At 63.1% G+C, this 26044-nt stretch carries 18 protein-coding genes and 3 pseudogenes; 14 read left to right on the top strand and 7 right to left on the bottom strand.

Features of this window, described 5'->3' with window-relative positions; all coding sequences use genetic code 11:
- Window positions 1-11: 11 nt before the first annotated feature.
- Genes BKP54_RS07000 through BKP54_RS07015 form a run of 4 tightly spaced genes read right to left on the bottom strand, consistent with a single transcriptional unit; the run spans window position 12 to window position 1992 of the window.
- Window positions 12-287: a hypothetical protein gene (locus BKP54_RS07000; protein WP_025424828.1), complete on the bottom strand. Its 276-nt coding sequence runs from the start codon at window positions 285-287 to the stop codon at window positions 12-14.
- A gap of 36 nt (window positions 288-323) precedes the next feature.
- Window positions 324-506 carry a hypothetical protein gene (locus tag BKP54_RS07005; RefSeq protein ID WP_025424829.1) on the bottom strand — a complete coding sequence of 61 codons (183 nt, stop codon included), beginning with the start codon at window positions 504-506 and terminating at the stop codon, window positions 324-326.
- Window positions 507-535: 29 nt separating this feature from the next.
- A complete protein-coding gene (dapA, locus tag BKP54_RS07010) occupies window positions 536-1474 on the bottom strand; it encodes a 4-hydroxy-tetrahydrodipicolinate synthase (protein ID WP_025424830.1) in 939 nt (312 codons plus the stop codon).
- Window positions 1475-1485: 11 nt separating this feature from the next.
- Window positions 1486-1992 (bottom strand): hypothetical protein, encoded by a 507-nt coding sequence (locus BKP54_RS07015; RefSeq protein WP_025424831.1) that lies wholly within the window; start codon window positions 1990-1992, stop codon window positions 1486-1488.
- A 301-nt stretch (window positions 1993-2293) separates the two neighbouring features.
- On the opposite strand from BKP54_RS07015, the pseudogene ilvD reads away from it, so the two are divergent.
- A pseudogene (gene ilvD / locus BKP54_RS07020) lies at window positions 2294-4131 on the top strand (dihydroxy-acid dehydratase).
- A 162-nt stretch (window positions 4132-4293) separates the two neighbouring features.
- A complete protein-coding gene (locus BKP54_RS07025; protein WP_025424833.1) occupies window positions 4294-4722 on the top strand; it encodes a lipocalin-like domain-containing protein in 429 nt (142 codons plus the stop codon).
- Between the two features lie 59 nt (window positions 4723-4781).
- Here BKP54_RS07025 and BKP54_RS07030 read toward each other — a convergent pair whose 3' ends face one another.
- Window positions 4782-5186, bottom strand: a complete 405-nt coding sequence (locus tag BKP54_RS07030) for a GFA family protein (protein ID WP_025424834.1) — start codon at window positions 5184-5186, stop codon at window positions 4782-4784.
- A gap of 379 nt (window positions 5187-5565) precedes the next feature.
- Here BKP54_RS07030 and BKP54_RS07035 point away from each other — a divergent pair, with 379 nt between their 5' ends.
- The gene (locus BKP54_RS07035; RefSeq protein ID WP_025424835.1) at window positions 5566-6027 is read left to right on the top strand and encodes a MarR family winged helix-turn-helix transcriptional regulator; all 462 of its coding nucleotides are present in this window, start codon (window positions 5566-5568) and stop codon (window positions 6025-6027) included.
- A gap of 12 nt (window positions 6028-6039) precedes the next feature.
- Here BKP54_RS07035 and BKP54_RS07040 read toward each other — a convergent pair whose 3' ends face one another.
- Window positions 6040-6486 (bottom strand): MarR family transcriptional regulator, encoded by a 447-nt coding sequence (locus BKP54_RS07040; RefSeq protein ID WP_025424836.1) that lies wholly within the window; start codon window positions 6484-6486, stop codon window positions 6040-6042.
- A gap of 61 nt (window positions 6487-6547) precedes the next feature.
- On the opposite strand from BKP54_RS07040, the gene BKP54_RS07045 reads away from it, so the two are divergent.
- The 4 genes and pseudogenes from BKP54_RS07045 (at window position 6548) to BKP54_RS07060 (ending at window position 10766) form a co-directional block, all read left to right on the top strand.
- Window positions 6548-7276, top strand: coding sequence for a thioredoxin family protein (locus BKP54_RS07045; RefSeq protein WP_025424837.1), 729 nt, complete (start codon window positions 6548-6550; stop codon window positions 7274-7276).
- Window positions 7277-7399: 123 nt separating this feature from the next.
- Window positions 7400-7860: pseudogene (locus tag BKP54_RS07050) on the top strand (DUF1579 domain-containing protein).
- A gap of 79 nt (window positions 7861-7939) precedes the next feature.
- Entirely contained in the window at window positions 7940-8710 is a 771-nt protein-coding gene (locus BKP54_RS07055) for a VOC family protein (protein ID WP_025424838.1), read from the top strand.
- A 295-nt stretch (window positions 8711-9005) separates the two neighbouring features.
- Window positions 9006-10766 carry a GGDEF domain-containing protein gene (locus BKP54_RS07060; protein WP_025424839.1) on the top strand — a complete coding sequence of 587 codons (1761 nt, stop codon included), beginning with the start codon at window positions 9006-9008 and terminating at the stop codon, window positions 10764-10766.
- 28 nt (window positions 10767-10794) lie between these two features.
- Here BKP54_RS07060 and BKP54_RS07065 read toward each other — a convergent pair whose 3' ends face one another.
- Window positions 10795-11703 (bottom strand): LysR family transcriptional regulator, encoded by a 909-nt coding sequence (locus tag BKP54_RS07065; RefSeq protein WP_025424840.1) that lies wholly within the window; start codon window positions 11701-11703, stop codon window positions 10795-10797.
- 110 nt (window positions 11704-11813) lie between these two features.
- Between BKP54_RS07065 and BKP54_RS07070 the strand changes: the two genes are divergently transcribed.
- From BKP54_RS07070 to glgB, 7 genes and pseudogenes are all read left to right on the top strand, one after another.
- The gene (locus BKP54_RS07070; RefSeq protein WP_025424841.1) at window positions 11814-12848 is read left to right on the top strand and encodes an aldo/keto reductase; all 1035 of its coding nucleotides are present in this window, start codon (window positions 11814-11816) and stop codon (window positions 12846-12848) included.
- A 132-nt stretch (window positions 12849-12980) separates the two neighbouring features.
- Window positions 12981-16307 (top strand): transglutaminase family protein, encoded by a 3327-nt coding sequence (locus BKP54_RS07075; protein ID WP_025424842.1) that lies wholly within the window; start codon window positions 12981-12983, stop codon window positions 16305-16307.
- Window positions 16308-18715: pseudogene (locus BKP54_RS07080) on the top strand (circularly permuted type 2 ATP-grasp protein).
- Between the two features lie 16 nt (window positions 18716-18731).
- Window positions 18732-19610, top strand: coding sequence for a transglutaminase family protein (locus tag BKP54_RS07085; protein ID WP_025424844.1), 879 nt, complete (start codon window positions 18732-18734; stop codon window positions 19608-19610).
- A 176-nt stretch (window positions 19611-19786) separates the two neighbouring features.
- Window positions 19787-21040 carry a TadE/TadG family type IV pilus assembly protein gene (locus BKP54_RS07090; protein WP_081788819.1) on the top strand — a complete coding sequence of 418 codons (1254 nt, stop codon included), beginning with the start codon at window positions 19787-19789 and terminating at the stop codon, window positions 21038-21040.
- A gap of 227 nt (window positions 21041-21267) precedes the next feature.
- Window positions 21268-23730, top strand: a complete 2463-nt coding sequence (locus tag BKP54_RS07095) for a glycogen/starch/alpha-glucan phosphorylase (RefSeq protein ID WP_025424846.1) — start codon at window positions 21268-21270, stop codon at window positions 23728-23730.
- Window positions 23727-25937 (top strand): 1,4-alpha-glucan branching protein GlgB, encoded by a 2211-nt coding sequence (gene glgB / locus BKP54_RS07100; RefSeq protein ID WP_025424847.1) that lies wholly within the window; start codon window positions 23727-23729, stop codon window positions 25935-25937. The genes BKP54_RS07095 and glgB overlap by 4 nt, the downstream gene beginning before the upstream one ends.
- Window positions 25938-26044: the final 107 nt, after the last annotated feature.

Below are 26044 nucleotides of genomic sequence, written 5' to 3' on the forward strand. Positions count from 1 at the left end.
AGACCTCGAAATCAGGGGTGGGCGCGGCGGCGGGACGGCCTGCGCACGCTCGACCTGCCTGCAAAGGTACCGAGATCGATGGCGGCGCCGTCCGGCGCCCGGCAAACCTCTTCGGGGTGGCGATCACTTGCTTCGATGGCGAAGTGGATCGCCGCCGCCTCATTGGTGAAGAGCCCTCCGACCAGTCCCTTGCGGTCGGAGACAACCCACCATCCATGACTATCGCGCCCGACGACGAAACGCGCGCGCGCCAGGAAGCCACGCCGTACCTGCTGCATACTGCCCATGATCGAATGGTCCTCGTTGATGAAGAGTGCGGCTACTCAGCCGACAAACCAGGGGATGACCATCTGGATGGCATAGGCGAGCCCAAGCACGATACCGAGGCGGATGCCGATGCCGAGAAAGGCGTCGCGAACCACACTGTTGGAGGTGGCATAGTTATCGCTGCCCTCCGACCGGCGTCTTTGTTCCGCCTGCGCGGCAAGATGGGGAAAGCGTGACATGGTCTGTCTCCTTTGATGTCGACGCGGCCTCAGCTCGCAAGCGCCAGTGGCAAGCTCGGGCTGGCATGGGAGGCGCTGCGAACCTCGGCCAGCGGTTCGAGCGCTGAACGGATCTCGGCTGCCGTCTCCGGCGACACCGTCGTCAGCGGCAGCCGCACGTCGGGGCTTAAGCCTCGTGCCAGATGCAAGGCGTATTTGATCGGCCCCGGGTTGGTTTCGCGCTCGAGCGCGATAAACAGAGGTTGGAGCCGCTGATGGATGGCGACAGCCGCTTGGGCGTTGCCCGTTGTGATCGCATGATGCAGCGACACCATCAGCCTCGGCACGACATTTGCGGCGACCGAAATCGTGCCATGCCCGCCACAAAGGTTGAACGGCAGCGCCGTCTGGTCGTTGCCCGAGAAGTGGCAGAGCTGCGCCTTGATCGATGGCGACGATGCGAGAAAGCGGCCGACGTCTCCCGTCGCGTCCTTGATGCCGACGACCCCAGGCAGCTGCGCCAATCTCTCGAGCGTGCGCGGCGCAATATCGACGCCGCTGCGTGAGGGCACATTGTAAACGATGACAGGCAGATCGACCGCCCGGACCACTGCCTCGTAGTGGCGATAGATCCCCTCCTGGGAGGGCTTGTTGTAATAGGGTGCAACGATGAGCGCGGCATCGGAGCCGAGCGTCTTGGCCTCCGTGGTCAGTTCGACCGTCGTTTCGGTGCAGTTCGTGCCCGTGCCGGCGATGACAGGGACGTTCTTCTCGGCGACCTCGACGCACCGTTCGATGACCATCCTACGCTCGGCGCGGGAAAGCGTCGCGGATTCGCCCGTCGTTCCGCAGGCGACGATGGCGGAAATGCCGTGGCGGATCTGGCATTCGACGAGCGACATCAGGCCGACGGTATCGACCTTGCCGTCCTTGAATGGCGTGACCAACGCCGTGATCGCCCCTTCGAGGCGAAGCCAATGATCGCTCATGGAAATGTCCTTCAGGTTGGAAGATGGCCGCGGCGAATTCTGTCGCCTTCGATGGAAAGCCGGTGGACGCGGCAGCATTGCAGGAAGGCCGTCAGCAGGGCCGTCGCCAGATCGGCGTGGCGCGCCTTGAATGTCACGCGGCCGGCACCCGCCGGAGCGTAACGAAGCGTACAGGTCCACACGCTGCATTCGTGGCTGAGCGTGCGCAGGCAGAGCTTGGCTTTGGTCGAAGTCGTCAGCTGGATCACGGCATCGACCAGCGCGTCGGCGGCCATGAGCTCGCGGAAGCGGCGCGACGGCCAGTCTTCGGCAACCAGATCAGGCATGTCTTGGACCAGTCGTACGGCCTCCCAGACGTGATGTTCACGTAGGCGGCGCACCGCCTCGATGCGCAGGAGCAGGAGCTTCAAGGCATCCGGCCCGCCGTCGGCGCGATCCGCTCCCTCAAAGGGGCTGATGCCGGGCTGGCGATCCGGCGTATCGGAACGATGGCGAAGGCTGAAATCGTAAAGGGTCATGATGCTCACCCGTTGTCGATGAGTGGAGGCTACCCCTGCCCCGCGTCCGGTTTCGATTGCGACTTGCATCGGCCGGCATAAGATTTTCATAAGGGGATCACGTGGCGGGTGTCCAAGCCGCGGACACGACGCTAGATTGGCGCAAGGGGTCGATATCCGGCCGAAATGCGGGCAGTGTCGCGTCGAAATAATCTGACGCAAAAGATGACGTGCACGCAATTTTGCGCTAGGTAGCCCCTGCACTGGCGGTCGGTGATCGCCACATCAGCCAATGACATTTCGTCCTTGAAGGAAAACGTCCATGCCTGCCTATCGCTCCCGCACCACCACCCACGGCCGCAACATGGCCGGCGCCCGCGGCCTTTGGCGCGCGACGGGCATGAAGGATGGCGACTTCGGCAAGCCGATTATCGCGGTGGTCAACTCCTTCACGCAGTTCGTGCCGGGCCACGTCCACCTCAAGGACCTCGGCCAGCTCGTCGCCCGCGAAATCGAAGCGGCCGGCGGCGTCGCCAAGGAATTCAACACCATCGCCGTCGATGACGGCATCGCCATGGGCCATGACGGCATGCTCTATTCGCTGCCGTCGCGCGAGATCATCGCCGACAGCGTCGAATACATGGTCAACGCCCACTGTGCCGACGCCATGGTCTGCATCTCCAACTGCGACAAGATCACGCCCGGCATGCTGATGGCGGCACTGCGCCTCAACATCCCGGCCGTCTTCGTGTCCGGCGGCCCGATGGAGGCCGGCAAGGTCGTCCTGCACGGCAAGACGCATGCGCTCGACCTGGTCGACGCCATGGTCGCTGCCGCCGACGACAACATCTCCGACGAGGACGTCAAGGTCATCGAGCGCTCGGCCTGCCCGACCTGCGGTTCCTGTTCCGGCATGTTCACCGCCAATTCGATGAACTGTCTGACGGAAGCGCTCGGCCTGTCGTTGCCGGGCAACGGCTCGACGCTCGCAACGCATGCCGACCGCAAGCGCCTGTTCGTCGAGGCTGGCCACCTGATCGTCGACATCGCCCGCCGCCATTACGAGCAGGATGACGACAGTGTGCTGCCGCGCAACGTCGCCTCGAAGCAGGCCTTTGAAAACGCCATGGCGCTCGATATCGCCATGGGTGGCTCGACCAACACCGTTCTGCACATTCTCGCCGCCGCCCATGAAGGCGAGGTCGATTTCACCATGGCCGACATCGACCGGCTGTCGCGCAAGGTTCCCTGCCTGTCCAAGGTGGCTCCGGCCAAGAGCGACGTGCACATGGAAGACGTGCACCGTGCCGGCGGCATCATGTCGATCCTCGGCGAACTAGAAAAAGGCGGGCTGATCAACCGCGATTGCCCGACGGTGCACAGCGAGACCCTCGGCCACGCCATCGACCGCTGGGACATCACGCGCACGACGAGCGAAACCGTGCGCAACTTCTTCCGCGCGCCCCCGGTGGCATTCCGACCCAGGTCGCCTTCAGCCAGGAAGCCCGCTGGGATGAGCTCGACACCGACCGCGAAAAGGGCGTCATCCGCTCGGTCGAACATCCCTTCTCCAAGGACGGCGGCCTTGCCGTGCTCAAGGGCAACATTGCGCTCGACGGCTGCATCGTGAAGACCGCCGGCGTCGATGAGAGCATCCTGAAGTTCTCCGGTCCGGCACGGGTGTTCGAAAGCCAGGACGCATCGGTCAAGGCCATTCTCGCCAACGAGATCAAGGCCGGCGACGTCGTCGTCATCCGCTACGAAGGTCCGAAGGGCGGCCCGGGCATGCAGGAAATGCTCTATCCGACGAGCTATCTGAAGTCGAAGGGCCTTGGCAAAGCCTGCGCGCTGATCACCGACGGCCGCTTCTCCGGCGGCACCTCGGGCCTTTCGATCGGCCACGTCTCGCCGGAAGCGGCGAACGGCGGCATGATCGGCCTGGTGCGCGAAGGCGACATGATCGACATCGACATCCCCAACCGCACGATCAGCCTGCGCGTCGACGAGGCGGAACTCGCCAGCCGCCGCGCCGAACAGGACGCCAAGGGCTGGAAGCCGACCGAGGTGCGCAAGCGCAAGGTGACGACGGCCCTCAAGGCCTACGCCGCCTTTGCCACCTCCGCAGACCGCGGTGCTGTTCGCGACCTCGGCGATCTCTGAGCCGACGACGGTTAACGAGACGGAAGGCTCCCGCTCGCGGGGGCCTTTTTCATGCGCGTCGCGACCTTGCGACCACACGCGCCGCTACCAGGCTCAGCCGGCCTGTTACGCACACAATTCACCTGCTATTTTAGATTGATCTAATTTTTGTAGGGGTGGACGATGACAAACGCGGCGAACCTGCTCGGCACCTGGAAAATGCTCTCCTGGACCCGCAAGGCGGTGGTATCGGGCGAAATCAGCGATGCCATGGGTCCGGACCCCATCGGCTATCTCTCCTACCAGCCGGATGGCCGCATGACCGCGGTCGTGGTCAAGCGCAATCGACCCGTGCCGAACGGCGCAACCCCCACCGACGAGGAAAAGGTCGCACTGTTCGATTCGATGCTTGCCTATGCCGGCTCCTATACGCTCGAGGACGGCAAGGTCATCCATCATGTCGAGGCGAGCTGGAACCCGGCCTGGGGCGTTTCGGACCTGATCCGGCCGTTCATGCTGGACGGCGACCGGCTAGTGATCCACAGCGCGCCGGGCGTCGACCCAACAACCGGCGAAGAGGTCACCTATCACCTTGAGTTCCGCAAGGTTTGAAGACCGTTCCACCAGGGCCCATCGATGCAGGAGCATTGCATGACGCCCGATGCAGCAGCCTAGAGGTGGCGTGTCTCGGCCGGCGGGTGGAACCAGTTGTTGTTGCGGCCGTCCATGTACTTCACCGGCGCTTCGGCAAGCACGGCGGGATCGAGATCATCGAGCGTTGCAACATTGACGGAATAGTAGGCGCCGCCGATTTCCTCGATATAGCCATGCCCGTAGGCAGCAATGCCGCAGGTCTTGCAGAAGCGGTGATGCACGCTGTCGCTGCCGAACTGGTAGTCGGCGATATCGACTTCTTCGGCCTGCAGCCGGAACGCATCCGGCTTCACGATCGCGCCCCAGTAACGCTTCTTCCAGCAGATCGAGCAGTTGCACTTGCCCGTACCGGCGTCGAGATCGATGTCGGCCTCATAGCGGATCTTTCCGCAATGGCAGCTTCCCCGATAGGTCATTTTCATTGACTATACTCCCAGACCAAAACAGCGCCTTCTCAAGGCGCCAACATGACAACTTACTGTCATTTACCCCTCTCACAATGACAACATATTGTCAATTGCGCTCTACGATGGAATGCTGAAAGTAGGGAAAGCAGACGGACCGAGCACGATACTCAAACGATGCACCGAATTTAGAGACGCCGGATCCCCGAAGGGGCACTGGCCCAGTTGTCGTTGCGTCCGTCCGTATAGACGACGGGAGCCCCCGCCGGCGCCGAAGGGTCGAGGTCGTCAGGGCAGGCAAGATTCCCTTCGTACTATCAAAACGCTTGCGACGAGGACGCCTCCATGACAACATGCTGTCATTATTCACCATCGCGCAATGGTAGTCTCTTCCAACATGAATGACCCTGTTCGCACCCCTGCCGGCGACGCCTTCGCCCAGTTCGCCATCTCGGTGCTTCGCCTGGCCGGTCCGTTGACGGCGGCGGGCGACACGCTCGCCAAACCCTCGGGCCAGACCAGTGCGCGTTGGCAGGTGTTGGCGGCTGCAAGCCACGCACCGATGTCAGTTGCCGATGCCGCCCGCGCGCTTGGCCTTGCGCGACAGGGCGTACAGCGCATCGCCGACCTGCTCGAAGAAGAGGGCTTGATCGCCTATGGCGACAATCCGGCACACCAGCGGGCAAAGCTGATGGTACCGACGCCGCGCGGCGAGGAGGTGTTGGATGAAATCAAGGCCAGGCAGGCCGTCTGGGCGAATGCCGTTGGCGCGGAACTCGGAGAGGAGCAGTTGCAGCGAGCAACCGCATTGATCGGTGAAGCCATCGGCCTGCTGCGGGATCGCCAGGCGACGGGCTAGAAGCAGGATCGATCAGGCAAACTGCAGGAGATCGGAGCGCAGACGCTCCGGCCCGCCCTCACCGAGCCTCACGCCCACGATCGCGTGGGTCGCCTTCCAGATCGGGACAGCCCGTGCCAGCAGGCGCTCGCCCTCCGGCGTCAACCGCAGCCGACGCGACCGTCGGTCCTCTTCGTCAGCGAAAATCTCGACGAGCCTGCGCCGCTCCAGCGGCTTCAGCGCTGCCGTCAGCGTCGTGCGATCCATGGCAAGCAGCGACGCTACCGCGCCCATGTTCGGCGGCGCCGGACGATTGAGCGACATCAGCAGGGAAAACTGGCCGTTGGTAATGTCGAGCGGCCGCAAGGCATCGTCGAACTGGCGGGCGATCGCACGGGCCGCGCGCTGGACATGCAGGCACAGGCAGGTGTCCTTCACGAACAATGTGGTCTCGAACGGAATGACGGGTACTTTTGACATGACTGATTAATGTTGATATCAACGTAATTAGTCAAGTGCAACGTTGGAAGGAGGAGCGGGCATGAGACAGGATCATGCAGTCGTATCGTCGCAGGAATGGCTGAAAGCGCGAAAAGCGCTTCTGGATCTGGAAAAAGAACACACCCACCTCAGAGACAAGGTCAACGCGGCACGCCTCGCCTTGCCCTGGGTGAAGATGGAAAAATCCTACGTCTTCGACACGCCTGATGGCCAGAAGTCCCTGGCTGAACTCTTCGACGGGCGCAGCCAGCTCGTCGTCTATCACTTCATGTTCGGCCCGACCTGGGAGGCCGGCTGCCCCGGCTGCTCGTTCCTCGTCGACCATTTCGACGGCATGCTGCCGCACCTCAATCACCACGACGTGACGTTGACCGCCGTCTCCAACGCGCCCCTCTCGAAGCTCGAAGCCTACAAGAAACGCATGGGCTGGCGTTTCCCCTGGGCTTCGGCCGAGGGCAACGGCTTCAACAGCGACTTTCACGTCGCCTTCACGCCGGCCGAACTCGCTCAGGGCAAGGTCGTCTACAACTTCACCGAGACGGAAAGTGCCAACGCACACGAGGAACTGCCCGGCCTCAGCGCCTTTCAGAAGACCGACGACGGCACCGTCTACCACACCTATTCCACCTATGCCCGCGGGCTTGAGGAAATGGTCGGCACGCTGATGCTTCTCGACCGCGCGCCGAAGGGACGAAACGAGGAGGGCACACAGGGTTTCGTGCGCCGCCATGACGAATATGGCGATATGCCCAGACGCAAAGCCGGCTAAGCCTCCCGGCAACTGCGCCCGGAACGGAACCTTTCGGCACCGGGCGCGTTTCTTTTCGCTTGTATCTCTGATCCACTCGTATCTCTGATCGATTTTCACGCGTCCCGGGGAGAGGAAGCTTCGGTGAAGGCAGAACCGGAAGAAGCGCATCGCTGGCTCGAGCAACTGCTCGGCGATTGGCAGGTGCGCACATCCGGCGCGCCGGAAACAGGCACCCCATGGACAGAGCATGTTCGCAGCCTTCAGGGGCTCTGGGCGGTCTGCGAAGGCCAGGGCACGATGCCAGACGGCAGCTTCGGCCAGACCTTGATGACACTTGGCTACAGCCCCGAAACCGGACGCTTCGTTGGAACCTGGGTCGGCTCGATGATGACCCACATGTGGATCTATGACGGCGAACTCGAACCTGACGGGCTGACGCTGTCGCTCTATTGCGATGGCCCGGACTTCGACGCTCCAGGAAGGAAGGCCAGGTATCGCGACGCCATAACCATGGCCAATCCCGGCGCCTGTTGACGGCCCATGTCAGGACGGTTGAGGGGGCCTGGAAGGAACTGATGACGGCGGAGTACAGCCGCCTCTGACGGGGATTTAAAACACATCGCTTGGCCTCGCCGGCCTCGTTCGGCGCCGGCTTCCAACATCGCAACCGGAGGACATAAGATGGCAGGCCATCACGGCAAATTCGTCTGGTACGAACTGATGACGACGGACACCAAGGCGGCAGAAACCTTCTACAAGGACGTCGTGGGGTGGGACGCCCGCGACGCCGGCATGCCCGGCGTCAGCTATACCCTGTTTACGAAAGGTGAGCGGCAAGTCGCGGGCCTGATGACCATGCCCGAAGGCGCGCTCGAGATGAACGTGCCCCCCGCATGGCTCGGCTATATCGGTGTCGAAGATGTCGATGCGGCGGCGGCAACGGTTGCTGCCAAGGGCGGCAAGATCCACCGTGCGCCCGACGACATCCCCGGCATCGGCCGCTTCGCCATCGCCACCGACCCGCATGGCGCGGTTTTCGCCCTGTTTACCGGCATCGGCGACCCGCCGCCCGCCGTTGACCCAATGATGCCGGGCCAGATCGGCTGGCATGAACTGATGTCCGGCGACCTCGACACGGCCTTCCCCTTCTATGCCGAGGTCTTCGGCTGGACCAAGGATCACGCCATGGATATGGGGGAAATGGGCACCTATCAGATCTTTGCAATCGACGGCGTGCAGGCCGGGGGCATGATGACCAAGCCGAAGGACATCCCGTCCCCCTATTGGCTCTATTACATCAACGTCGCAGCGCTCGACACGGCCATAGAGCGTATCAAATCCGGTGGTGGCAAGATCGTCCTTGAGCCCTTGGAAGTACCGGGCGGAGCCTGGATCATCCAGGCGCTCGACCCGCAAGGCGCACTCTTCGCTCTTGCCGGCCAGAGAGGCTGAACGCAATCGCGATCGAAACGGACCTGCCTGACGTCCATCGATGGGCTCCAGGCAGGCCATGATCACCGCTCATCTGGCAGGCGCCCTGCAATCGGCGCCCGGCGTGCGCCGCACGCATCCCTCAGTTGCGGTTTAACCCATGGTATTTTAGGGTATTTCAGGGATATTTAACACCTTATGCGATAGTACATGCGGCATGTATCACTGATCGCGGAAAGCATTCCTTCTCCGCGACAAGAAATTGTCGCGACTCCGGCACGATAGCCGGTAGCATTGGTGGACCAACTTCGCGCAAATGACCAATCACACCAACAATGAGCTCCAGCGCGGCGAGAACGGTCGCAACCTTCGCTCAGCGAAGATGCTGCGCCGCAAACTGCAGTGGCTGATCGCCATCGTGGTCGCCTGTACGGGTGTGCTTGCCACCGAAATCATCGCCGCGTCCTATTCCGACTTCGTTGTTGCTCGACGCAACCTTGCGGAAGTCATCGCGTTCTGTCGTGTTCTGAACACGGCAACCTATCTCTCGGCCGAGCGTGGGCCGTCGAATGGGGTGATGGGCATCGGCGTCGGCCCGGGTTCTCCGGTTCAGGCGCGCCTTGTCGAGTTTCGGGCGCGCAGCGACGCAGCCCTTGCCGAGATCGTCGCCGGCGCGACCGATGGCAGCCGGTCGGAGCCGGCGACGGCACTTTCTCCCATTCTTGCCGAAGTCCAGCGTCGCCTTCAGCTCGGCCGTGCCGAGATCGATCGCATCGCCGCCCTGCCGCCGGAACGCCGCGACCTCAAGGAAATCCAGATGGCGATCGAAGGCATGTTTGCGGTGATCGACGCAATGCGCCCCGCCTTCGACTGGAACATCCAGCGCTTGACCAACACCGATCCTGATCTGGCGGGCATCGCCATCGCCGCCCATATGCTCGCCAATCTGCGCGAGGATGGCGGTCGGCTCGCGTCCCAGGTCATGGCTCCGGTCGCGGTCGGAAGACCGCTGGAAGCCAAGAACATCGCCGACAGCGAGCGAACCCGCGGTCGCCTGCAGGAAATCTGGTCCGTCGTCGGCAAGCCGGGCGCATTGCCCGGGCTGAAGCCGAAGAACATCGCCGATATCGCTGCGATCGAGCACCAGTTCTTCGGCGAAGGTTTTGCCATCGTCGACAGCGTCGTTTCGGTCGGCAGGCATACCGGGCATTACCCGATGACAGCGGAGCAATTCACCGACCGCTACGTTCCGAAGATGAAGCCACTCGAGATCCTTCGCCGCGATTTCATGGATGCCACGGTCGAGAGGCTCGCCAGCAGCAAGACGCAGGCTTCGGTCAAGCTGGCGATCGCCACCACCGCAACCTTCGCCCTGTTCATCGTTCTTCTCGTTCTCATGCGCCGCGCGCGATCGCTGGTCTTCGAGCCGCTGCTGCTTGCGCGCCACAGCATCATCGAGCTTGCCCATGACCGCCCGATCGCCCGATTGAGCGGCAAGGGCGGCGAAGGCGAAATGGGACGGCTGTTCGATGCGATCGACGTGCTGCGTCAGAGGCTCGACGAGCGCACGCTCCTGATGAAGCACCTCGAACGCCAGGCCGAGACCGACGAACTGACCGGTCTGCTCAACCGTCGCGCGCTGGAACTCATCGGCGGCGCCGAGGATGCGGCGGGTAACGACAAGAACGCCTGCCTGATCCTCATGGACATCGATCACTTCAAGCAGATCAACGACACCCACGGCCATCTTGTCGGCGACATCGTGCTGAAGGAAACCGCCCGCATCATCCGCTATTCCGTGCGCTCGTCCGATCTCGTCGCGCGTTTCGGCGGCGAGGAATTCGCCGTCATTACCCCAGGCGACGATCTCGAGGCAGCGCGCGCCCTTGCCGAACGCATCAGGTCCAATCTTGCGCGCGCGCCAATCACCTTTGCCGACGGCAAGGAGCTGAACGTCACCGCAAGCTTCGGCGTCGCCGGGGCCGACGCCAATCCGGGCTGGAAAGGCCTGATCGAAAGCGCCGACACCGAGCTCTACCGCGCGAAATCCGAAGGACGCAATCGCGTCTGCGGCTGACCCGACAGCCGGACACCCCGTCTCCTCGTCACCCGGACAACCGTGCTCGCGCTGCCAGAAAATCGAGCATCACCCTGACGCGGGACGGAAGCGCCCCGCCCTGGCCCTGAAACACGGCGTGAAAGGTCTCGCGGTCCCCCGGATTGAGATGCTCGACCAGCGGCACCAGCCGGCCGGCATCGATGTCATCCCTAACGGTAAAGGTCGCCATCCGTGCCAGTCCAACGCCGGCAAGCACCAGCCGGCGCAACCCCTCCCCGTCGCTCACGCGCAGCTTCTCGCTCGGCGGCAGCAATATCGCTTCGCCATTGGACAATAGCGGCCAGCCGTCGACGGACCTGATATAGCTGAGGCTTAGGCGATTGTGCGCCATCAGCGCGTCAAGGCTCTCGGGCCTGCCGCAGCGCTCGAGATAGGACGGCGCCCCAACGATGGTCATCGACGTGCTGCCGAGCTTGCGTGCAATCAGCCTCGAGGCTTTGAGCGGACCGGCGCGGATTGCGATGTCGACGCGCTCCGCCATGAGGTCGACGACGGCATCGGTCTGGATGATGTCAACCGAAAGCTCCGGATAGGCGCTCAGAAATTCCGGCAGCAGCGGCATCAGCACATGCGTGGCAAACGATGCGCTGGCGTTGAGACGAACGCGGCCCGCCGGTGCATCGCCAGCAGCCGCCTGTCTCTCCGCGTCATCGATATCGGCGAGAATGCGGGCCGCTCGCTCGTGGAAGGCGCAGCCCTCCGGCGTCAATTGCAGTTGCCGCGTCGACCGGTTGATCAGCCGAACGCCGAGCCTTTCTTCCAGCCGCTGCACCAGCTTGCTCACCGCCGATGGCGTCATGCAGCATTCGCGTGCCGCCGCCGAGAAGCCGCCGAGCTCGACAGCCCTGACGAAGACGGCCATTTCGCCGGATCGGTTGATCGAATTTCGCGACATGTGACTTCAACTCACAAATGATGTTCCTGCAGACGGTCTACCTCTCAAATGCCAGAGACACCACCTTCCTCCTGCCAATGCAGGCACGAACGCAACGAGGAGTTAGAATGATGGAATACAGACGGCTTGGCTCATCAGGATTGAAGGTTCCAGCGCTCAGTTTCGGCGCCGGCACCTTCGGCGGCAAGGGCCCGCTTTTCAGCGCCTGGGGCAACAGCGACAATGCCGAGGCACGCCGTCTTGTCGACATCTGCATCGAGGCCGGCGTCAATCTTTTCGACACGGCAGACGTCTATTCCGACGGTGCCTCCGAAGAGGTGCTCGGCGCAGCCATCAAGGGACGGCGCAACGACGTGCTGATCTCCACCAAGATGTCACTGCCGATGGGCGACGGTCCGAACGATGCCGGTTCGTCGCGCTCGCGGTTGATCAAGGGGATCGACGATGCCCTGCGCCGCCTCGGCACCGACACCATCGACCTGATGCAATTGCACGCCTTCGATGCCGGCACGCCGGTCGAAGAGGTGCTTTCGACGCTCGATACCTTGGTGCGCGCCGGCAAGCTGCGCTACGTCGGCGTTTCCAATTTCGCCGGGTGGCAGCTTATGAAGTCGCTCGCCGCGGCGGAAAAACAAGGATATCCGCGCTACGTCGCCCATCAGGTCTATTACTCGCTGGTCGGACGCGACTATGAATGGGAACTGATGCCGCTTGGGCTCGACCAGGGCGTCGGCGCACTCGTCTGGAGCCCGCTCGGTTGGGGCCGCCTGACCGGCAAGATCAGACGTGGCCAGCCCTGGCCGGAAGGAAGCCGCCTGCACGATACCGCCTCCTTCGGCCCGCCGGTCGATGACGACAAGCTCTACGATATCGTCGACGTGCTCGACGAGCTGGCGGCTGAGACCGGCAAGACCATCCCGCAGATCGCCATCAACTGGCTGCTGCAGCGCCCGACGGTGTCGAGCGTCATCATCGGCGCCCGCAATGAAGAGCAGTTGCGCCAGAACCTGGGTGCCGTCGGCTGGTCGCTGACACCTGACCAGATTGCACGGCTCGACAAGGCCAGTCAGAAGACGCCCACCTACCCGCACTTCCCCTATCACCTCCAGGAAGGCTTCGCCCGCCTGAACCCGCCGGCAGTGTGAACGCCTCCGCCCGCCGATCGACGCGCCGGAGAAATCCGGCGCTGTCTTTCGCGCTTGCTTTCTCCCTTCGCATTGCACAAACTTCCTTTGAATGGCGGCGCTAGACTTGCCATCAAGGGGACAAAATCCGGTATGTCGATCAAGGCAAGTATCTACCACCTGACCCACTATACCTATGACCGCCCGATCAGGCTTTCACCGCAGATCATCCGGTTGAAACCGGCGGCCCACTCCAAGACCAAGGTCATCAGCCACTCGCTGAAAGTCTCGCCTGCCAACCACTTCGTCAATCTGCAGCAGGACCCCTACGGCAACTACCTCGCCCGTTACGTCTTCCCGGATCCGGTGACCGAACTGAAGGTCGAAGTCGATCTCGTCGCCGACATGACCGTCTACAACCCCTTCGACTTCTTCATCGAGGAAGAGTCCGAGCATTGGCCCTTCGCCTATCCTGAGGACCTAATCGACGACCTGAAGATCTACATGACGCCGGAACCGATGGGGCCGGCGCTGTCTTCGTTCATGGCGACCGTCGATCGCTCCCGGCAACGGACCATCGACATGGTCGTCGGCCTCAATGCCCGGCTCCAGCAGGACGTCGGCTACGTCATCCGCATGGAGCCGGGTGTCCAGCCGCCGGAGGAAACGCTGACGTCGGCCAGAGGGTCGTGCCGCGATTCGAGCTGGCTGTTCGTCCAGATCCTGCGCAATCTGGGTTATGCCGCCCGCTTCGTCTCGGGCTACCTCATCCAGCTGGCGCCCGATCTCAAGGCGCTCGACGGCCCGTCCGGCACCGAACACGATTTTACCGACCTGCATGCCTGGGCCGAGGTTTATCTGCCCGGCGCCGGCTGGGTCGGGCTTGACCCGACCTCCGGCCTTCTGACCGGCGAAAGCCATATTCCGCTCGCCGCCACGCCGCATTACCGCAACGCCGCCCCGATTTCCGGCGGCTTCTTCGGCGATCTTGAAACTCGTACCGACTTTGCCTTCGACATGAAGGTCTCGCGCGTCGCCGAGCATCCGCGCATCACCAAGCCGTTCTCCGATGAAAGCTGGCAGGCCCTCAACGCGCTCGGCGAGCAAGTCGACCAGGTGCTGTCCGAAAACGACGTGCGCCTGACGATGGGCGGCGAGCCGACCTTCGTATCGATCGACGATTTCGAAGCAGAGGAATGGAACACCGAAGCTGTCGGGCCGACCAAGCGCGAGAAGGCGGATATCCTCATCCGTCGGCTGCGCGAACGCTTCGCGCCCGGCGGTTTTCTGCATTACGGCCAGGGCAAGTGGTATCCGGGCGAAAGCCTGCCGCGCTGGACCTTCTCGCTCTACTGGCGAAAGGACGGCGTGCCGATCTGGCGTCAGGCCGATCTCATTGCCGAGGAGAACGGCCAGCATGACGTGACGGCAGAAGATGCCGAACGCCTGCTGCATGTGGTGGCAGCCGAATTGAGCGTGCCGACTGAGATGGTCGTGCCGGCTTTCGAAGACCCGGCCGATTGGCTGCTCAAGGAAGCAAACCTTCCCGACAACGTCGATCCGGCCAATTCCAAGCTGAAGGATCCAGAGGAACGCAGCCGCATGGCCCGCGTGTTCGAGCGCGGCCTGACGGCACCGACCGGCTACGTGCTGCCGGTGCAGGCCTGGAATGCGCGTGCCACCGGCGTGCGGTGGATGAGCGAGAAGTGGCAGACCCGCCGCGGCCGCATCTTCCTCGTTCCAGGCGACAGCCCCGTCGGCTATCGCCTGCCGCTCGGCGCCCTGCCCTATGTCGCTCCGTCCGCCTATCCCTATATCCATCCGGTCGACCCGACCGTTCCGCGCGACGATCTGCCCGATTTCGCCGAAACCAGCGCCCGCCCGCAGCATTCGCGCTTCCAGGCCTCGGAAGCGCCTGAAACCCCGCAACCCCAGCCACGCGACGAGATCGCCGGGCTGGTGCGCACGGCGATCAGTGTCGAGCCGCGCGACGGCAGGCTCTGCGTCTTCATGCCGCCGACGACGAGCATCGAGGAATATCTCGACCTGATCGCTTCGACCGAACGGGCCGCCGCCGCACTCGGCCTGCCGCTTCACATAGAAGGTTACGCGCCGCCACACGACGAGCGCATCAATGTCATCCGCGTGGCACCCGATCCCGGTGTCATCGAGGTCAACATCCATCCGGCCGCCAGCTGGCAGGAGTGCGTCGATATCACCACCGCGATCTACGAAGAGGCACGTCAAAGCCGGCTCGGCGCCGACAAGTTCATGATCGACGGCCGCCACACCGGCACTGGCGGCGGCAATCACGTCGTCGTCGGCGGCGCCAATCCCAATGACAGCCCGTTCCTGCGCCGGCCCGACCTGTTGAAGAGCATTGTCCTCTATTGGCAGCGCCATCCGTCGCTCTCCTACCTGTTCTCCGGCATGTTCATTGGGCCGACCAGTCAGGCCCCGCGCATCGACGAGGCTCGGCACGATCAGCTCTACGAGCTGGAGATTGCGCTCGCGCAGGTCCCGCTGCCGGGTTCCGCAACACCGCCGCCCCTGCCCTGGCTGGTCGACCGGCTGTTCCGCAACCTGCTCGTAGACGTCACCGGCAACACCCACCGTGCCGAAATCTGCATCGACAAATTGTTTTCGCCCGACGGGCCGACCGGCCGCCTCGGCCTCGTCGAATTCCGCGGCTTCGAGATGCCGCCCAATGCCCGCATGTCGCTTGCGCAGCAGCTGTTGGTGCGCGCGCTCATCGCCCGTTTCTGGAAACACCCGCTCGACGGCCGCTTCGTGCGCTGGGGAACCGCCCTTCATGACCGCTTCATGCTGCCGCATGACGTCTGGCAGGATTTCCTCGAAGTGCTCGCCGATCTGCGCGCCCATGGGTTCGATCTTCGGCCGGAATGGTTCGAGGCCCAGCTCGAATTCCGCTTCCCCTTCTGCGGAGAGGTCGAATACGAAGGCGGCAGGCTGGAAATTCGTCAGGCACTGGAGCCTTGGCATGTCATGGGCGAACAGGGCGCAATCGGTGGCACCGTGCGCTATGTCGACAGCTCCGTCGAGCGGCTGCAGGTCAGGCTCGACACGCCAAATCCCGAGCGCTACACCGTCACCTGCAACGGCCGTCCCGTGCCTCTCGCCAAGACGGGTGTCAATGGCAGCGCCGTTGCCGGCGTTCGCTACAAGGCCTGGCAACCGGCCGCCGGCCTTCACCCGGTTTTGCCCGTGAACACTCCCCTTACATTCGATATCTATGATACATGGTCGAATCGGGCGATTGGCGGATGCGTCTACCACGTCGCCCATCCGGGCGGGCGCAGTTACGAGACATTTCCGGTCAACGGCAACGAGGCAGAAGCGCGGCGACTGGCGCGGTTCGAGCCCTGGGGCCACACTCCGGGAGGCTACCTGCTTCATCCGGAAAGCCCGTCGATGGAATTTCCGATGACGCTTGATCTCAGGCGTCCGCCAGGAGCGTAAATGGCGAAGAAGCAGACAGCAGCGGCAGGCCGGCTGGGCATCGATGACGATCCGGTTTTCGGCTACCGTGCACTTCCAGGCATTGCCGACGAGATGCTCGACGCGCACGGCAATGTCCGGCCCGTCTGGCAGCGGCTGCTTTCGACGCTCGGCCGCCTCGACGAAACGGACCTTGTCAATCGCTTCGCACGCGCCGACCGCTATCTGCGCGACGCCGGCGTCTTCTATCGGGTCTATGGCGGCAAGGACAGCTCGGAGAGAAGCTGGCCGCTGTCGCATATCCCGGTCCTGATCGACGAGCACGAATGGGCGACGGTCTCGCAAGGCCTCATCCAGCGCGCCGAACTTCTGGAGAAGGTCGTCGCCGACGTCTACGGCGAAAACCGCCTGGTGCGCGAAGGCCTGCTGCCGCCGGCATTGATCGCCTCCAACCCCGATTTTCTCCGACCGCTCGTCAGCGTCAAACCGGCCGATGGCCATTTCCTGCAATTCATCTCCTTCGAGATCGGCCGTGGGCCTGATGGTAACTGGTGGGTCCTCTCGGATCGCACAGAGGCGCCGTCCGGTGCCGGCTTCGCGCTGGAAAACCGGGTCGCCACCACGCGTGCCTTCTCCAATCTCTATGCCGAAACGCATGTGCATCGCCTCGCCGGCTTCTTCGGCGCCTTCCGCGACACGCTGCAGGCGCGCAAGCTGCATCCGGACGATCGCATCGCCGTGCTCTCGCCCGGGATCGCCAACGAGACCTATTTCGAGCACGCCTATATCGCCCGCTATCTCGGCTTCATGCTTCTGGAAGGCGAAGACCTGACTGTTGTCGGCGGACGGGTGATGGTGCGCACGGTCGCCGGGCTGAAGCCGGTCGGCGTGCTCTGGCGCCGCCTCGACGCCGCCTTCGCCGATCCGCTGGAATTGAACCAGTCGTCGCACATCGGCACCCCCGGCATCGTCGAGGCTCTGCGGGCCGGTTCCGTCGCGATCGTCAACGCGCTCGGCTCCGGCATCGTCGAAACGCGCGCCTTCCTCGCCTTCCTGCCGGCCATCTGCCGGCATCTACTCGGCGAGGAACAGAAGCTGCCATCGATCGCCACCTGGTGGTGCGGCCAGACATCCGAGCGTGCGCAGGTCGCCGCCAATATCGAGCGCATGGTCATCGGCCCGGCCTATGCGACGCGCCCGTTCTTCGACGACAACGGCCAGTCGGTGCTCGGAGCGTCACTGGGCGAAAAGGACAAGGCGTCGATCTCCGATTGGCTCGATGCCGAGGCCGGAAAACTTGTCGGCCAGGAGGCGGTCACGCTGTCGACCACGCCGGCCTGGGTGCGCGGCCGCCTGACGCCGCGCCCGATGAGCCTGCGCGTTTTTGCCGCCCGCACCCGCGATGGCTGGCAGATCATGCCCGGCGGCTTTGCCCGCATCGGATCCGGCGACGATGTTGCCGCGATCGCCATGCAGGCCGGCGGCACGGCGGCCGACGTCTGGATCGTCAGCGACCGGCCGGTCGAACGCACCACCTTGCTGCCGGCCGAGGAAAGCTTCACCCGCAACATGCCGGGAAGCCTGCCGAGCCGGGCGGCCGACAACCTGTTCTGGCTTGGCCGCTATATCGAGCGCGCGGAAGGGGCGTTGCGCATCCTGCGCGCCTGGCACGGCCGGTTTGCCGAGACTGCGACCCGAGCCTGCCGCTGCTTCAGGACGTCACCGATTATCTTGCCGCCCTCGATATCGATACCCGCCAGGCGGTGCCCGACAGCCTGCTGGCCAATATCGCAAGCGCGCTCTTCAGCGCCGGCAACATCCGCGACCGCTTCTCGCCGGACGGCTGGCTGGCGCTCAACGATCTGTCGCAGACGGCACGAAAGTTTCATGCGACCGTGCAGTCGGGCGACGATGCCACCCGCGCCATGACCGTGCTTTTGCGCAAGCTCGCTGGGTTTGCCGGTCTCGTGCACGAAAACATGTATCGCTTTACCGGCTGGCGCTTTCTGTCGATCGGCCGCTACATCGAACGTGGGCTGCACATGACGCGGCTGCTTGGTCATATGTCCGGCCCCGACGCCCCCGATGGCGCCTACGACATGCTGCTTGAGATCGGCGACAGCGTCATGACCCACCGCCGGCGCTACAACGTCAACACCGCGGCACTCACCGTGACCGACCTGCTGGCGCTCGACCCGCTCAACCCACGCTCGGTGCTCTACCAGCTGAACGAGATCAAGACCGAGGTGGAGCTTCTGCCGAACGCCTATGTCAACGGCCAGATGTCGCCCTTCTACCGCGAGGCGATGCGCCTGCATTCCGGCCTTGCGGTCATGACGCCGGAGGCGATGAACCTCGGCGTCTACAACAGGCTGGAGCGGGACCTGGAAGCGCTCTCCAATATTCTCGCCAACACCTATCTCGGCTGACCGGCAGGATACACCCATGCTCTATGATATCAGCCTGAAGATCACCTACGGCTACGAAGTGCCGGTGTCCGGCGGGCGCCACCTCGTGCGCGTCATGCCGGCGACGCTGCCCGGCCGGCAGCGGCTCGTCGTCGGCTCGCTCAGTTGTCACCCGATGCCGGCGGAACGCTCCGAAAGCGTCGATTTCTTCGCCAATCCCTTCACCGCGATCCTGTTTCGCTCCGCCCATGACGACCTCGTGATCCGCATGCAGGCGCGGGTGCAGGTGGAGCCGTTGCCGCTGACGGCCGACTTTTCGGCCGATCTGTCGCGCCTGCCGACGGAGCTCGCCGCCTCGTGGTCCGTCGACCCGGAAGCGCCGCATCATTTCATCGGCCCCAGTCCGCTTCTGACGGAGGTCCCGGAGATTGCGGCCTACGCACAAGCCGTGGTCACTCCCGGGATGACGATCCGCCAGATCGCAACGGCAATCTGCGCCCGCATCCACCGGGACTTCGTCTACGACGCCGAGGCGACGACGGTAAGCACCACACCGGCGGAAGCATTCGAACTCAAACGCGGTGTCTGCCAGGATTTCACCCATGTGATGATCGTGGCGCTCAGGAGCCTCGGCATTCCCGCTGGGTATGTTAGCGGATTCTTGAGAACGATTCCTCCCGCCGGCAAGGAGCGCCTGGAAGGGGCTGACGCCATGCACGCATGGGTTCGTATCTGGTGTGGCACCACCGCTGGTTGGCTTGAACTCGATCCGACCAACAATATCCCTGCTGGAACCGACCATATCGTCGTCGGTCATGGTCGCGACTACGGCGACGTTGCACCCGTCATCGGCGTGCTGAAGAGCTATGGCGGGCAGAAGACCGAACAGGCCGTTGACGTCATTCCGGTCACCTGACCCGATTTGAGACACGACGTTCCCGTTTTCGCACGCCTCCGTGTCGCGTGAACCCGCTGTAACCACTGGTTTTCCTGCATTCCGCTAAAATTGAATCGATCGCCTGAACGATATCGTAAGTCACCCCCGCTAATGTCCCCCTCAAGCTTGCAACGCGTTCCTTGGGGTGTGCAGAGATGGGAAAACGATCCACGATCAACCGGTCCTTCATGGCTATGCTGAAGGACCGCGGCGGCAATTTCGGCATGATGGCGGCTTTGGCAACGCCATTGATACTTGCGGCCGGTGGCGTCGCCATCGACCTGGCGAACATGGTGACGATGAAGAACCAGATGCAAGATGCGGCCGACGCCGCAGCGTTGGCCGCAGCGTCTGCACTGGTGTCGAAAACTCCGCCTACGCCGGAAGAGGCCAAGGAAATCGCATTGAACTTCCTGAAGGCTCAGTCCACGGCCGCAGGCAGTGCCACTGACGGCTGGGGCGAGAATGGCGGAACTGCGGCATCGTTCAAATCCGCCGCCGATCCGGCCGCAGAAGACAAGCCGCCCGTCGATGAGGCAACCGTCGACATCATCGAGGGCAGCAACGGCGCGACGGGCAAGACCTTCAAAGTCTCGATCGTCAACAAGCACACGATCGAATTCAACGCGATGACCCGCCTGCTCGGGCGGAAATGGACCCAGCTCGAAACCCGGGCCACCGCGGACAGCGCAACCGAAACCAAGAACGCGCTGTCGATGTATCTCGTGCTCGATCGCTCCGGCTCGATGGCCTGGAAGACCAACGCGTTGGACACGACGAAAACGTCGTGCGCCAACTACACCGAGGACAACTGGAGCAAGTATCCGAACCTGAAGGCGACCAAGCCCTGCTACGTCACCAAGGTCGATGCGCTCAAGACCGCGGTCAAGGATCTGCTCGCGCAGTTGAAGATTGCCGACCCGAAGGATCTCTATGTCCGCACGGCAGCCGTTTCCTACAATTCGGCGCAGGATACGGCCGGTAATCTCGATTGGGGCACGACGGGAACGGCAACCTATGTCAACGCCCTCGTTGCAACCGGCGGCACAGCATCGGGCAATGCCTTTAAGACCGCATACAACAAGGTCACTGCCGCGACGGAAAATACCGCGCACAAGGCCAAGAACGGTCAGGTACCGACAAAATACATCGTGTTCATGACCGACGGCGACAACAACAACACGAGCGACGACACGACGACACTGACGTGGTGCGATACGGCACGCAAGAACAACATCCAGGTCTATACCGTCGCCTTCATGGCACCGGACCGCGGCAAAGCACTGCTCAAGTCCTGCGCCACCACCACCGCCAACTACTTCCAGGCGGAAGAAGCCGCCGACCTGATCGCGGCCTTCAAGGCGATCGGCGAGAAGGCTTCGGCCATGGCGACCCGCCTGACCAAGTAAACAACAAAAGCGCGCACCACTGTGCCGCCCGGTCCCGCCGGGCGGCATTTTTCGTTCGCGCAATCGTCAAGCCCATGGCTCTTCGTCGCGTATCCCTTCTATTCAGGCAATTCTAATCCTTTTAAAAACAGCTGTTGCAAGCGCTTCGGATCGATGCATAAATTGCCCATCCCCGGTCGGTTCCGGCCTGCGACCTCCCAACGCAAAAGGGTAAGACAGTTCTGATGATGAACAAGATTTCCGCCAACGAACTGCCGCAGCCCGCACTTCGTTCTTCCGAACCCGATCAGCTTGCCGTCGAAATTCTCGAACGCCTGAAGTATCGTATCGGTAAGGATCCGAAGGTCGCCAAGCCGCATGACTGGCTGACCGCGGCTATCCTCGTGGTGCGCGACCGCATCACCGACAAGTGGATGGATTCGACCCGCCAGACCTACGCGACCGGTGCCAAGCGCGTCTATTATCTGTCGCTGGAGTTCCTTATCGGCCGCCTGATGCGCGATGCCATGACCAATATCGGCCTGATGGAGGAGATGCGCGATGCGCTCGCCTCGCTCGGTGTCGATATCGATGTCATCGCCCTGCTCGAGCCCGACGCAGCACTCGGCAATGGTGGTCTCGGCCGTCTTGCAGCCTGTTTCATGGAATCGATGGCGACGGTGGACGTTCCAGCCTATGGCTACGGCATCCGCTACATGCACGGCCTGTTCCGCCAGCAGATGGCCGATGGCTGGCAGGTAGAGCTGCCGGAGACCTGGCTTGCCCATGGCAATCCCTGGGAGTTCGAGCGGCGCGAAAGCTCCTATGAGATCGGCTTCGGCGGCGTTGTCGAAACCGCCAATGTCGACGAGGAGATCCAGCGCTTCGTGTGGAAGCCGGCCGAGCGTGTGATCGCCACCGCTTTCGACACGCCTGCCGTCGGCTGGCGCGCCAAGCGCGTCAATACGCTCAGGCTCTGGACGGCGCAGCCGATCGACCCGATCCTGCTCGATGCCTTCAATGCCGGCGACCACATCGGCGCGCTGCGCGAAAGCAACAAGGCCGAAAGCCTGACCCGCGTGCTCTACCCCGCCGACGCGACGCCCGCCGGCCAGGAGCTTCGCCTGCGCCAGGAATATTTCTTCTCGTCCGCGTCTCTGCAGGACATCCTGCGCCGCCACCTGCAGCAGTATCCCGACTTCACCTCGCTGCCCGATGCCGTCGCGATCCAGCTCAACGATACGCATCCGGCGGTCTCGATTGCCGAACTGATCCGGCTGCTGACGGATCTGCACGGCCTAGATTTCGAACAGGCCTGGGAGATCACCCGCCGGACCATTTCCTACACTAACCACACGCTTTTGCCCGAAGCGCTCGAAAGCTGGCCCGTGCCGCTCTTCGAACGTCTGCTACCGCGCCACATGCAGATCGTCTATGCGATCAACGCCAAGATCCTGATCGAGGCGCGCAAGCAGAAGGGCGCCACCGACCAGGAAATCCGCAACATCTCGCTGATCGACGAAAGCGGCGACCGCCGGGTGCGCATGGGCAACCTTGCGTTTGTCGGCTCCCATTCGATCAACGGCGTGTCGGCGCTGCACACCGAGCTGATGAAGGAAACGGTCTTTGCCGACCTGCACAGGCTCTATCCAGATCGCATCAACAACAAGACCAACGGCATCACCCCCCGCCGCTGGCTGATGCAGTGCAATCCCGGCCTGTTCAGCCTGATCCGCGAGGCGATCGGCGACGAATTCATGGACAATACCGAGGCGCTGCAGGCACTCGATGCCTTCGCCGACAAACCGGATTTCCAGGAGCGTTTTGCCGCGGTCAAGCGCGCCAACAAGGTGAAGCTGGCGCAGCTTGTGCAAAGCCGCCTCGGCCTCAGGCTCGACCCGTCGGCGATGTTCGACATCCAGATCAAGCGCATCCATGAGTACAAGCGCCAGCTCCTCAATATCATCGAGGCGGTGGCGCTCTACGACCAGATCCGCTCGCATCCCGAGCTCGACTGGGTGCCGCGCGTCAAGCTGTTCGCGGGCAAGGCGGCGCCGAGCTACCACAACGCCAAGCTGATCATCAAACTGGCCAACGACGTCGCCCGCGTGGTCAACAACGACCCGGCGGTGCGCGGTCTTCTGAAGATCGTCTTCGTACCGAACTACAACGTCTCGCTGGCCGAGATCATGGTCCCCGCAGCCGACCTGTCCGAGCAGATCTCGACGGCCGGCATGGAGGCCTCCGGCACCGGCAACATGAAGTTTGCGCTGAACGGTGCGCTGACGATCGGCACGCTCGACGGCGCCAATGTCGAAATGCGCGACTGGGTCGGCGAGGAAAACATCAAGATCTTCGGCCTGACGGCCGAGGAAGTCACCAACGCCCGCGCCGAAGGCCACAATCCGCGCGCCATCATCGAAGGGTCGCGCGAGCTGTCGCAGGCGTTGCAGGCGATCGCTTCGGGTGTGTTTTCGCCCGATGACCGCAACCGCTTCACCAGCCTCGTCGATGGCCTCTACAATCACGACTGGTTCATGGTCGCGGCCGACTTCGAAGCCTATGCCCGGGCGCAGCGTGAAATCGACCAGCTGTGGACGACGCCGTCGGCGTGGTATTCGCAGGCCGTACGCAACACCGCGCGCATGGGCTGGTTCTCGTCCGATCGGACCATCCGGCAATATGCCGGGGAAATTTGGAGAGCCGGATGACCCCTTCGGCCGGCAAGGACCCGGAACCCGCAGCCGCAGCCCTGCTGTCAATGCCGGCCATTGCGGCCATTCTTTCGGGCACGCACGACGATCCCTTTGCCGTTCTTGGCGTGCATCCGGCGGGAAGAAACTACGTCGCCCGCTGCTTCATCCCGGATGCCGCTAGCGTCGTTGCGGAAACGCTGGCGGGCAAGGAACTCGGAACCCTCGAGCGGCGCGACGACGCCGGCTTCTTCGAGGGACCGGTCTCGCTGCGCAAGATCCAGCCGGTGCGTTATCGCGCCCGCAACGATGGCGGCGAGTGGATCGTCGTCGATCCCTACAGCTTCGGCCCCGTACTCGGACCGATGGACGACTACTACATCCGCGAGGGCTCGCATCTCCGGCTGTTCGACAAGATGGGCGCCCATCCGACCGACCATGAAGGCGCTCAAGGCTACCATTTCGCCGTCTGGGCCCCGAACGCCAAGCGCGTGTCGGTGGTCGGCCAGTTCAACGGCTGGGACGGGCGGCGCCATGTCATGCGGCTGCGGACCGACACCGGCATCTGGGAAATCTTCATCCCCGGTGTCGAGGCGGGCCTTGCCTACAAATACGAAATCCTTGACCGCCAAGGTACGCTGCTGCCGCTGAAGGCGGATCCCTTCGCACGCCGTTCGGAGCTTCGGCCCAACACCGCCTCGGTGACGACGCCTGAGATCGCACAGGTGTGGGAAGACGAGGCGCACCGCGCCCATTGGGCATCGACTGACGCCCGCCGCCAGCCGATCTCGATCTACGAGGTCCACGCCGGCTCGTGGCAGCGCCGCGACAATGGCGACATGCTGTCCTGGGATGAGCTCGCCGACCGGCTGATCCCCTACTGCGTCGACATGGGTTTCACCCATATCGAATTCCTGCCGATCTCCGAATTCCCCTACGATCCCTCCTGGGGCTACCAGACGACAGGCCTCTATGCGCCGACGGCACGCTTCGGCGAGCCGGAAGGGTTTGCGCGTTTCGTCAACGGCTGCCACAAAGTCGGCCTCGGCGTCATCCTCGACTGGGTGCCCGCGCATTTCCCGACCGACGAGCACGGGCTGCGCTGGTTCGACGGCACCGCGCTCTACGAGCATGAGGATCCGCGCCAGGGTTTCCACCCCGACTGGAATACGGCGATCTACAATTTCGGTCGGCAGGAAGTGCTGTCGTTCCTCGTCAACAACGCGCTCTATTGGGCGGAGAAATTCCACGTCGACGGGCTGCGCGTCGATGCCGTCGCCTCGATGCTTTACCTCGACTATTCGCGCAAACACGGCGAATGGGTGCCGAACGAATACGGCGGCAACGAGAACCTGGAGGCGGTCCGCTTCCTTCAGACGATGAACACCGAAATCTACGGCGTCCACAAAGGCATCCTGACGATCGCCGAGGAATCGACGTCCTGGCCCAAGGTGTCCCATCCGGTCCATGCCGGCGGTCTCGGCTTCGGCTTCAAGTGGAACATGGGCTTCATGCACGACACGCTGCAATACATGTCGCGCGAGCCGATCCACCGTCGCCACCACCACAACGACCTGACGTTCGGGCTGCTCTACGCCTTCAGCGAAAACTTCGTGCTGCCGCTGTCCCATGACGAGGTCGTGCACGGCAAAGGTTCGCTCATTGCCAAGATGACCGGCGACGATTGGCAGAAGTTCGCCAACCTGCGCGCCTACTACGGCTTCATGTGGGGCTACCCCGGCAAGAAGCTCCTGTTCATGGGGCAGGAGTTTGCGCAGTGGCGCGAATGGTCGGAGGAGCGCGCGCTCGACTGGAACCTGCTGGAATATCACCTGCATGAGGGCATGCGCCGACTGGTGCGCGATCTCAACGGCACCTATCGCTCGAAGCCGGCGCTGCATGCGCGCGACTGCGAAGGCGACGGATTCGAATGGCTGCTCGCAGACGACCGGGACAACTCGGTCTTTGCGTGGCTGCGCAAGGCGCCGGGTGAAAAGCTCGTCGCCGTCATCACCAATTTCACGCCCGTCTATCGGGAAAACTACACGATCCCGCTTCCGGTCGCGGGTCGCTGGAAGGAAATATTGAACACCGATGCGGAAATCTATGGGGGGAGTGGCAAGGGCAACGGCGGCGCCGTTCAGGCACAAAAGGATCAGACAGGAGCAATAGCAGCCACCATCACCTTGCCGCCTTTGGCAACGCTGATGCTGGAGCAGGACTAGAGCATCCCGCTTTCAAGTGGAATCACTGAAAGCGGATAAGATGCTCTAGAATCAAAGTGCTAGAGCGTCCTTTGTGCGTTCATCTGAACGCACGGCGCTCTAGAGCA

Origin of the sequence: Ensifer sp. 1H6 (assembly GCF_001976035.1) — a bacterium.
In the GTDB taxonomy this organism is placed as follows: Bacteria; Pseudomonadota; Alphaproteobacteria; order Rhizobiales; family Rhizobiaceae; genus Ensifer; species Ensifer canadensis.